This window comes from Paraclostridium sp., from assembly GCF_051656405.1.
GTDB lineage: Bacteria > Bacillota > Clostridia > Peptostreptococcales > Peptostreptococcaceae > Paraclostridium.
The window spans coordinates 23,276-29,519 of record NZ_JBOGBV010000041.1 but is presented as its reverse complement, the minus strand read 5'-3'; the positions used below and the strand labels follow the sequence as shown (position 1 = coordinate 29,519).

Annotated in this window: 6 protein-coding genes and 1 rRNA gene; all 7 read left to right on the top strand. The window is 28.4% G+C overall.

Features of this window, described 5'->3' with window-relative positions; genetic code table 11:
- Positions 1 to 44 precede the first annotated feature (44 nt).
- Positions 45 to 161: ribosomal RNA gene (rrf, locus tag ACRDDE_RS05440) — 5S ribosomal RNA — on the top strand.
- A gap of 422 nt (positions 162 to 583) precedes the next feature.
- Complete coding sequence (locus ACRDDE_RS05435) at positions 584 to 1,999, top strand: aminotransferase class I/II-fold pyridoxal phosphate-dependent enzyme (RefSeq protein WP_438626066.1); 1,416 nt, start codon at positions 584 to 586, stop codon at positions 1,997 to 1,999.
- Positions 2,000 to 2,075: 76 nt separating this feature from the next.
- Positions 2,076 to 2,765: a dTMP kinase gene (locus ACRDDE_RS05430; RefSeq protein ID WP_148552032.1), complete on the top strand. Its 690-nt coding sequence runs from the start codon at positions 2,076 to 2,078 to the stop codon at positions 2,763 to 2,765.
- Between the two features lie 2 nt (positions 2,766 to 2,767).
- Complete coding sequence (locus tag ACRDDE_RS05425; RefSeq protein WP_114543055.1) at positions 2,768 to 3,703, top strand: DNA polymerase III subunit; 936 nt, start codon at positions 2,768 to 2,770, stop codon at positions 3,701 to 3,703.
- On the top strand, positions 3,700 to 4,584 hold the full coding sequence (locus tag ACRDDE_RS05420; protein WP_021430378.1) for a PSP1 domain-containing protein: 885 nt from the start codon (positions 3,700 to 3,702) through the stop codon (positions 4,582 to 4,584). Before ACRDDE_RS05425 ends, ACRDDE_RS05420 begins: the two co-directional genes overlap by 4 nt.
- Positions 4,585 to 4,645: 61 nt before the next feature.
- Positions 4,646 to 5,398, top strand: coding sequence for a tRNA1(Val) (adenine(37)-N6)-methyltransferase (locus ACRDDE_RS05415; protein ID WP_438626065.1), 753 nt, complete (start codon positions 4,646 to 4,648; stop codon positions 5,396 to 5,398).
- Positions 5,399 to 6,232: a 16S rRNA (cytidine(1402)-2'-O)-methyltransferase gene (gene rsmI, locus ACRDDE_RS05410; protein ID WP_438626064.1), complete on the top strand. Its 834-nt coding sequence runs from the start codon at positions 5,399 to 5,401 to the stop codon at positions 6,230 to 6,232. It abuts the gene before it with no gap.
- The last annotated feature ends 12 nt before the right edge of the window (positions 6,233 to 6,244 follow it).

Here is a 6,244-nt window from a genome sequence, read left to right as displayed (position 1 = left end):
AAATGTTATTCAGTTTTTAGAGTATTAACTCTAAATAAAGATTATGCGGTTATTACAGCAAAGAGGATACACCTGTTCCCATTCCGAACACAGAAGTTAAGCTCTTTAGCGCCGATGGTACTTGGTGGGAAGCTGCCTGGGAGAGTAGGACGTAGCCGCGTAATCTTTTTTTATTTTACGTGGATTTAGTAGTGGTGGTTAGTATTAAGTTACATTTGAAGTCATAAAGCTGAGAAGATGCTTTAAAATGACATCTGCATTGTAACTTAATACTAACCACTTTTTTGATGTGTAAAATAAAGAAGAATTACGCTTGTACGGTATGATATAAAGAGATTAGAAAAGATGCTTTGAATGATCTCTGTGCTGCAAACTAAATATCAGCCATCTTTTCTTGTTTAAAAATAAAAATATTACGCTTGTACGAGATGTGATTAAAATATATAAAGTAAAAAATGATATAAGATACTTTAAAAAACTTGATTATAATTATATGATTAAAATAGTCGTTTAATATAATCACAATATGTTTTGGGAGGAGGATCTTTAGCTTGAAATTTAAGTTAAAGTAAAATTAAAAGTAATGAATACACCAATAATAGATTCTTTAAGAAAAATAGTTGATGATAATATAATATCATTTCATATGCCAGGTCATAAGAAAGGCGCTATATATAAAATGCTAGGGTATGAAGATATACTTGGAAATTTATACAAGCTAGATACAACTGAGATTCCAGGTACAGACAATTTACATTCACCAGAAGAGTGTATAAAAGAGTCTCTTAAAAGGGCTTCAGAAGCATTTAAAAGCGATAAAACTTTTTATTTAGTGAATGGATCTACTTGTGGAATTGAGGCAGCTATAATGGCTTCTGTAAATCCTAAAGAAAAAATAATACTAAATAGAGATTGCCATCAGTCAGCGATTAATTCTTGTATAATTGGAGATATAGATCCAATTTATGTTAACCCTAGTATAAATAAAGATAGCAATACTTTATCTGGAGTTAGTTTTAATGATGTAAAAAGAGTTATAGACTCAAATTTAGATGCCAAGGCAGTTTTTCTGACTTATCCAACTTATTTTGGAGATGTATTTGATTTAAAGTCTATTTGTAGTTATGCACATGAAAAAGGTATGACTGTTATAATAGATGAAGCCCATGGAGCTCATTTAGGGTTAAGTGAGAAGCTACCAGAGACAGCATTAAGCCAAGGCGCAGATATAGTAATACAAAGTACTCATAAAACATTACCATCTTTTACACAATCATCTATGATTCATATTAAAGGAAATAGAATAGATATAAATAAGTTAACAAATATGCTTAGAATAACAGAATCTTCAAGCCCATCATATTTACTTATGGCATCTTTGGATATAGCTGTAGATATATACGAAAAAAATGGGTTTGATTTGATGGACAAACTTTTAAGCAATATAGATGAATTTAAAAGTGAACTTTATAAGCTTAAAAATATTAAAGTAGATGAAAGTAAAGATTATACTAAAATATTTTTAAATACAAAGAAACTTGGAATTACGGGACATGAATTAGAAAATATTTTAAGAGAAAATTATAATATACAGGTTGAGCTATCTAATTACTATGGTGTTTTATTGATTGCAACAATTGGGAATACAGAAGATGAATTTCTAAAGTTAAAAAATGCTTTATTTGAAATTGATAAAATCTATAAAAAAGAAAATTACTTAAAAGGCGTATCCTACCCAATTAAATTACCTAAAAAGATATTAACTCCAAGAGAAGCATTCTATATGGATAAAAAAAATGTTAAAATAGAGAATAGTATAGGAAAAATTTCAGGTGAGTATATAATACCATATCCACCAGGAGTTAGTTTAGTATCTCCTGGAGAGGAGATTACAAGAGAAGTTATTGATTACATTATAGAATGTAAATCTAAGGGAATGAACGTTAATGGAGTTAAAGATAGTGAACTTAGGTTTCTTCAAGTTATAGACATAGATTAAATTCATAAGAAAGGAAGACAGTATTAGTTACGTATATGAGTATATTAAGCGTGATCAATATTGATAGGTGTAAAAAATGAAAGGAAAGTTAATAATTATAGAAAGTGGTTCAGATGCTAGCGGAAAAGCAACTCAAACCAAAAAATTATACAATAGATTAATAGAGGATGGATATAAAGTAAAAAAAGTCGAATATCCAAATTATAAATCAGATTCTGCTTCACTAGTTAAGATGTATTTAAATGGAGACTTCGGGAAAAATGCTAATGACGTAGATGCATATGTAGCTTCTACATTCTTCGCAGCAGATAGATACGCATCTTTTAAAACGGAATGGGAATCTTTTTATAATGAAGGCGGAATTATAATAGCAGACAGATATACTACTTCAAATATGGTTCATCAAGCATCAAAAATGGATGAACAAGAAAGAGATAAATATATAAATTGGTTATTTGACTTTGAGTTTAATTTATATAAGATTCCACAACCAGATTGTGTAGTATTTTTGGATGTTCCTGTAGAATTTAGTAAAAAACTTATGGAAAATAGAAAAAATAAATTTACAGGGGAAGAAAAAAAAGATATACATGAAAGTGATATAGACTATCTAACAAGATCATATAATAACTCTTTATATATAGCAAACAAGTATAATTGGAATAAGATTGATTGTATAGAAGATGAAAAATTAAGAAGTATAGATAGTATACATGAAGAAGTATATAAAGTTGTTAAAAAAACTATAGATTCTATGGAGAAATAGATATGTATTTTGAAAATATTATAGGACAAAGTTTTGCTAAAAAATATTTATCAAACTCTATTACAAAAGATAAAATAAATCATGCGTATTTATTTGAGGGAATAAATGGAGTTGGGAAAAGCACACTTGCACAGGAGTTTGCAAAGTTTTTACTTAAAACAGAGCATCTAGAGAATAACCCTGATTTTATATCTATAGAACCTCAAGGTGCAAGTATAAAAATAGCTCAAATAAGAAGCTTACAGACTGATGTTATAATAAAGCCACATGGAGATTACAAAATATATTTAATTACTGATGCGGAAAAAATGACTATAGAGTCTCAAAATGCATTATTAAAAACATTAGAAGAACCACCTAACTACGTAATAATAATACTTTTAACAAATAATAAAAACTCATTACTAGATACAATAAAGTCAAGATGTGATATAGTAAAGTTTTTACCAATACCGTTTATAGAATTAAAGGAGTATTTGAAAGCAAAGGGAATTGAAGATAGAAAAGCTAGTATGTTAGCTACATTTTCTAGAGGAAGTATAAGTAAAGCTTTAGAGCTGTCTGAGTCATCAGATTTTATGGTAATGAGAGAAGATATTCAAAGCAATATACAAACTATGTTAGATAAGAATGTAGTTGATATACTAGAACTTCCAAGTAAGTATGATAAATATAAAGATAATATTATTGAAGTTTTGGATATAACTTTGAATTACTTTAGAGATATAATGATGTTAAAAGAAAATATAAATAAAGATATGATTATAAATATAGATAAAATAACATTTTTACAAAATATGAGCAAAAAAATTAACTATTCTCAAGTGTCTAAGATTATTGATATAATAGAAGAGACTAAGAAAAAGTTAAGAAGTAATTGTAACTTTAATTTGAGTATACAAGTGATGTCTTTAAATATATATGAGGTGATTAAATGATAAGAATAGTGGGTGTTAGATTCAAAAGTGCAGGAAAAATATATTATTTTGATCCTGTAGAATTTGAAATAGAGAAAAATGTAGATGTAGTAGTAGAAACTGCAAGGGGATTAGAATATGGTAAGGTTGTAGTAGGACCTAAGGAATTAGACGAAAGTGAGTTAGTATCACCTTTAAAACCTATTGTAAGAATAGCAACAGAAGAAGATACTAAGATTTATTTAGAAAATAAAGAAAAAGCAAAAGAAACTTTTGAGGTTTGCCAACAAAAAATAAAAGAACATGAATTAACTATGTTTCTTATAGATTGTGAATATACGTTTGATAGAAATAAGCTAATATTCTACTTTACAGCAGAAGGAAGAATAGACTTTAGAGAACTTGTAAAAGACTTAGCTTCTATATTTAAGACTAGAATAGAACTAAGACAAATTGGAGTAAGAGACGAAGCTAAATCTATAGGTGGTCTTGGACCATGCGGAAGAAGATTATGTTGTTCTTCTTGGTTAGGAGATTTCCAACCTGTATCTATAAAAATGGCGAAGGATCAAAGTTTATCACTTAATCCTACTAAAATTTCAGGTATATGTGGTAGATTATTCTGCTGTTTAAAATATGAACATGATGTATATAGTGAAGCATTAGAAAAAATGCCAACAGTAGGTTCTATAGTACAATCTCCAGATGGCAAAGGAAAAGTAATTGAAATTAATCCTCTTTTAGAACAAATTAAAGTAGAATTACAAGATAAAAACATAAAACTTTATGAAAGAGAAGATATAAAGATTTTACAAGAAGCTAAGAAATGTGCTGGATGTGGACAAAAAGATGAAAAACTTGATGCAGAGACATTAAGAGAGTTAAAAAAATTAGAAGATTAATAGGGGGTAGGATATTTCCTACCCTTTAAATTGTGAATTTTTAATATTAAGGAGTAGATTTATGGACGTAAAAATAAAAGAGACGGAAAGAATAGATGATATTCAATTAAAAGGACTAAGGTTGATACAAGACACAACTGGATTTTGTTTTGGAGTAGATGCTGTTTTATTAGCTAATTTTGCTAAAGTAAAAAGAGGTGCTAGTGTAGTAGACTTAGGAACAGGAACAGGTATAATACCAATATTAATAGCTGGTAAAAGTGAAGCTAAGGAAATTATAGGTGTAGAGATCCAAGAAGAAGTTTATGAGATGGCTTCAAGATCTGTACTATTAAATGACTTACAAGATAGAGTTAAAATTGTAAATGGAGATATAAAAGTAATAGATAAAACTTTAGAGGTTAACAAGTTTGATGTAGTTACTTCAAATCCTCCATACATGCATGATAATGGAATAAAAAATCCAAATGATAAAAAGGCTATATCAAGACATGAAGTAAAATGTAATTTAGAAGACGTTATAAGATCCGCATCTAGATTGTTGAAAGATACAGGCAAGTTTTACATGATCCACAGACCAACTAGACTGATAGAAATAATAACATTAGCAAGACAGTATAAGTTAGAGCCAAAGCAAATTCAGTTTATTCATCCTAAGCAAGACAAAGCTCCTAACATAATGTTAGTTCAATTTACTAAGGGTGGAAGACCAGATTTAAAAATATTAGATCCATTATATGTTTATGATGAGGATGGAAATTATACTAAAGAAATTGATGACATATATGCAAATCAAGATATAGGAGAAAAATAAATGAGTGGAAAATTATATGTATGTGGAACTCCAATAGGAAACTTAGAAGATATAACATATAGAACCTTAAGAGTTTTAAATGAAGTTGATTTAATAGCAGCAGAAGATACTAGACATAGTATTAAACTTTTAAATCATTTTGAAATATCGAAACCATTAACAAGTTATCATGAATATAATAAAGATAATAAAGGTGAATATTTAATAAATAAATTACTAAGCGGAGAAAATATAGCGTTGATAAGTGACGCTGGAATGCCTGGAATATCAGATCCTGGAGAAGAAGTAATAAAACAGGCTATTGAAAATGATATTGAGGTAGTTGTATTACCTGGGGCTACTGCATCTATCACGGCGTTAATAGGGTCAGGGCTTGAAACTGGAAAATTTGCATTTGAAGGTTTTTTAGATAGAGACAAAAAAAGAAGAAGAGCGCAACTAGAAGAATTACAATATGAAAAAAGAACTATTATATTCTATGAATCTCCACATAGACTAAAAGATACTTTAAAAGATATGTTAAAAGTATTAGGTAATAGATCTATAGCAATAAATAGAGAATTAACTAAAAAGTATCAAGAGATAATAAGAAAAGATATACAAGGTTGTATAGAAATTTTTAATGAAAGAGAAGTAAAAGGAGAATTTGTACTTATAGTTGAAGGCTTTAAAGGTGAAGTAAAAAAAGTTTGCGAGTACGATGATTTAAATGATAGAGAGTATGTGGTAAAGCTTATGGAAGAAGGTATAAGTAAAAAAGATGCAATCAAGGCTGTGTGTAAAGAAAGAAAGTTAAAGAAAGATATAGTATATAAACAAGTTCTAGATTTATAAAATAGAGGTGAT